Genomic DNA, 2,673 nt, shown 5'->3' with positions numbered 1-2,673 from the left:
AACTTAGCGGTATTGGCCTGAAGGCTGCACACCAACGAGCGCGTCCTACGGCGGCGGATACTTTTCGGCATTGCGAATCATCTTCTTCGCCAGCGTCGAACTGAGATCGATCTCCATCGCGTTGGCGATCGCCAACACATAGGCCAGGCAATCGGCCAGCTCTTCACCGACGTCATGCTTCTTGGCAGCGTCATGCTGCACCGAGGCGGCTTCCTCCAGCGTCAACCACTGGAAGTGCTCCATCAGCTCGCCGGTTTCAATCCCCAAGGACATCGCCAGGTTCTTGGGGTTGTGAAACGAGTGCCAGTGGCGCTGGGCGACAAAGTGTTCCACCAAGTCGCGAAGGGCTTGCACGCTGGTCGATTCGTCGCGGCTGCTGGGATCGATCGAAGAGGACGTCATCAGGCCGCGACCAACAGTTGACGCTGGTGCTCGATTTCGTCCACCGCCTGGCAAACATGCTCCACACCGATCGCGCACATCGCCGCGTTGGACGCGGCGCGACGTTGGCGAGCCGATCCCGATTCATAGGCGACTTGAATCGCCGTTTGGCCGTAGGGGCCGCTGTCGCCCGGCTTGGTCGCACCGTACAAACCGATCGTTTTGGTGCCGACGGCCACCGCCATGTGCAACGGACCGGTGTCGTTGCTGATGAACAAGTCCGCCGTCTGGATCATCGCCGCCAAATGCTGAAGATCGGTCTCGGGCGCAAGAATCGCAGTTCCGTTGCTCGTCGAAACGATGTCCGATGCCATCGCCCGGTCAAACGGTGTACCCCACGCCGCGATGCTCGTGTAGCCGTACCGGTCATACAAATAGCGCGCCGTCGCACCAAATCGTTCCGGCAACCAACGCTTGCTGTGCCACGTCGCGCCGGGATTGAGAATCGCGATCCGCTGCGATGGGATCGTGTTGCGATAACGTCGCGCCCACACCTGGGCCGGTCCCGCGATCGGCAAATCCCAACGCACCGAAGGCGAGTGAATGCCTAGAGGAATCAACAACTCCAACGAGCGGTCGGTCAAATGATGAAAGACCGGGTTGACTTGAACATTGGAAAACCATCGACTCAACTCGCGGGCATGTTTTCCCGCGTATCCAATCCGGTGTTCCGCGCCGGACAGATAACACGCCAAACTCGATTTGGTCATCCCTTGGCAATCGATCGAAACATCACACTCCAGCGCCCGCAGCTGCCGACGGGCATCGCGGATTCGACTCGGCGACGTGAACCACCCCCGCGGCAGAACGATCAACTCGTCCACGGCGGGATGTCGGCGAACCACCGGTGCCGATTTTTCTTCCACGATCCAAGAGATCTTGGCATGGGGAAATCGATCCCGCAGTGCACAGGCCACCGGCAAGGTCAAGATCGTGTCGCCAATCGCACTCATCCGGCTAATCAGAAAACGCGGTGACTCGGTTGCCAGCTTGATCGGGGCCGGCGCTGCCGGCTCCACCGCTCGCTGCGTTTTTGATCGTTTCTGAAAACCTGATTTGGGAGTTTTTTCGCCACTGGACATCGTCACGATCCTTCGTGTTGATAAAGAGAAGAGTAGGCTGATCCGTTCCCCCCGATCCGGATCCCGCGATCGCTCTCAAAAGAGGTCGCAGAACGCGGTTGGCTGGCAACCTAGTCTTTTCGCAAAACCGCCGCCAGATCGACTTTTTGACTCAAGTCGCACACCGCGCTTCCGTTCTGAAATCGTGATACCATCAAGGTGTGGTAGGTGATGCTGTGCATCACATTCCGCTAGCAAAACAAACTCGTTTTATCACCAAATTGAACCATGTCCGACTCCGACCCACCGACCGCACAATCGCTCCTGAATTCGAAATGTGTTCCCTGCGAAGGCGGGGTGCCAAAGTTGACGCCCGACCAAGCCGCCGGGTTTGCTCAAGCGACGCCGAATTGGTCCGTCGATTCGGATGCCAACCAGATCCGCCGCAAACTGAACTGCAAGACGTTTGCCAAGGCCGTCCAGCGAATCAATCAGATCTGCGAAATCGCCGAGCGCGAGCAGCATCATCCTGATCTGCACCTGACCGGCTATCGGCATTTGGAAATCGTGCTGACGACCCATGCGATCGGTGGCCTGAGCGAAAACGATTTTATTCTCGCCGCCCAGATTGATCGATTGCTGGACGACCAATGAACGTCATGCCACGCCATCGCTTGTTGTCATTGCTCGCCGAATGCACCGGCGATGATATTTGGAGCGTCGAGCATTGTCGGGCGCGGCGGATCCCGGAAAGCTGGATTCAGCAGCTCTCGGATGCCTATGAATCGGGGTTCCAATCCGATCACCAGACGATCTACACCGAGGCCGGAGTGACCAACCAGTACCACGGCGTCCGCGACGTGGATCTGGCGATCCGCTTGGCCCAATCGATGGGAATCCAGGTCGACGCCAACGCGTTGGCCCGACTCGGCCGCGCGCGACTGGTCCAAGCGATCAAAGACGCCGTCATGAACGGTGACAATGAACTTTGATGGGTACCTCGGCAGTTGACCGGGTCAACCATTGAAACGAATACCACGGATGGCAGCGCGAACCCACGGATGACAGGGTACAAAAAATCCGCGGGTTCGCGCTGCCATCCGTGGGTTAAGTCGAGGGCCTGCGTTCAATATCGCTCAGTCGACACTGAGGGGCGCCGCTCGCGCTGGCG

4 protein-coding genes are annotated in these 2,673 nt (G+C 58.5%); 2 read left to right on the top strand and 2 right to left on the bottom strand.

All coding sequences use genetic code 11. The features are described from left to right. Positions 1-45: 45 nt before the first annotated feature. Positions 46-402, bottom strand: a complete 357-nt coding sequence (locus NZK35_RS29480) for a nucleotide pyrophosphohydrolase (RefSeq protein ID WP_259636119.1) — start codon at positions 400-402, stop codon at positions 46-48. Further along, positions 402-1,523: a glycosyltransferase family 9 protein gene (locus tag NZK35_RS29475; RefSeq protein WP_259636118.1), complete on the bottom strand. Its 1,122-nt coding sequence runs from the start codon at positions 1,521-1,523 to the stop codon at positions 402-404. The genes NZK35_RS29480 and NZK35_RS29475 overlap by 1 nt, the downstream gene beginning before the upstream one ends. A 267-nt stretch (positions 1,524-1,790) precedes the next feature. Here NZK35_RS29475 and NZK35_RS29470 point away from each other — a divergent pair, with 267 nt between their 5' ends. Beyond that, a complete protein-coding gene (locus NZK35_RS29470) occupies positions 1,791-2,156 on the top strand; it encodes a 4a-hydroxytetrahydrobiopterin dehydratase (RefSeq protein ID WP_259636117.1) in 366 nt (121 codons plus the stop codon). A 5-nt stretch (positions 2,157-2,161) separates the two neighbouring features. Then, positions 2,162-2,494: a hypothetical protein gene (locus NZK35_RS29465; protein ID WP_259636116.1), complete on the top strand. Its 333-nt coding sequence runs from the start codon at positions 2,162-2,164 to the stop codon at positions 2,492-2,494. Positions 2,495-2,673 lie beyond the last annotated feature (179 nt).

The organism is Stieleria sedimenti, from assembly GCF_025060895.1.
Lineage (GTDB): Bacteria > Planctomycetota > Planctomycetia > Pirellulales > Pirellulaceae > Stieleria > Stieleria sedimenti.
This window is presented reverse-complemented; position numbering and strand designations above follow the sequence as displayed.

Bases quoted from the DNA above. Each gene is read 5' to 3' on its own strand.
- NZK35_RS29480 (WP_259636119.1), bottom strand. From the start codon at position 402: ATGACGTCCTCTTCGATCGATCCCAGCAGCCGCGACGAATCGACCAGC.
- NZK35_RS29470 (WP_259636117.1), top strand. From the start codon at position 1,791: ATGTCCGACTCCGACCCACCGACCGCACAATCGCTCCTGAATTCGAAA.
- NZK35_RS29465 (WP_259636116.1), top strand. From the start codon at position 2,162: ATGCCACGCCATCGCTTGTTGTCATTGCTCGCCGAATGCACCGGCGAT.
- NZK35_RS29475 (WP_259636118.1), bottom strand. From the start codon at position 1,523: ATGTCCAGTGGCGAAAAAACTCCCAAATCAGGTTTTCAGAAACGATCA.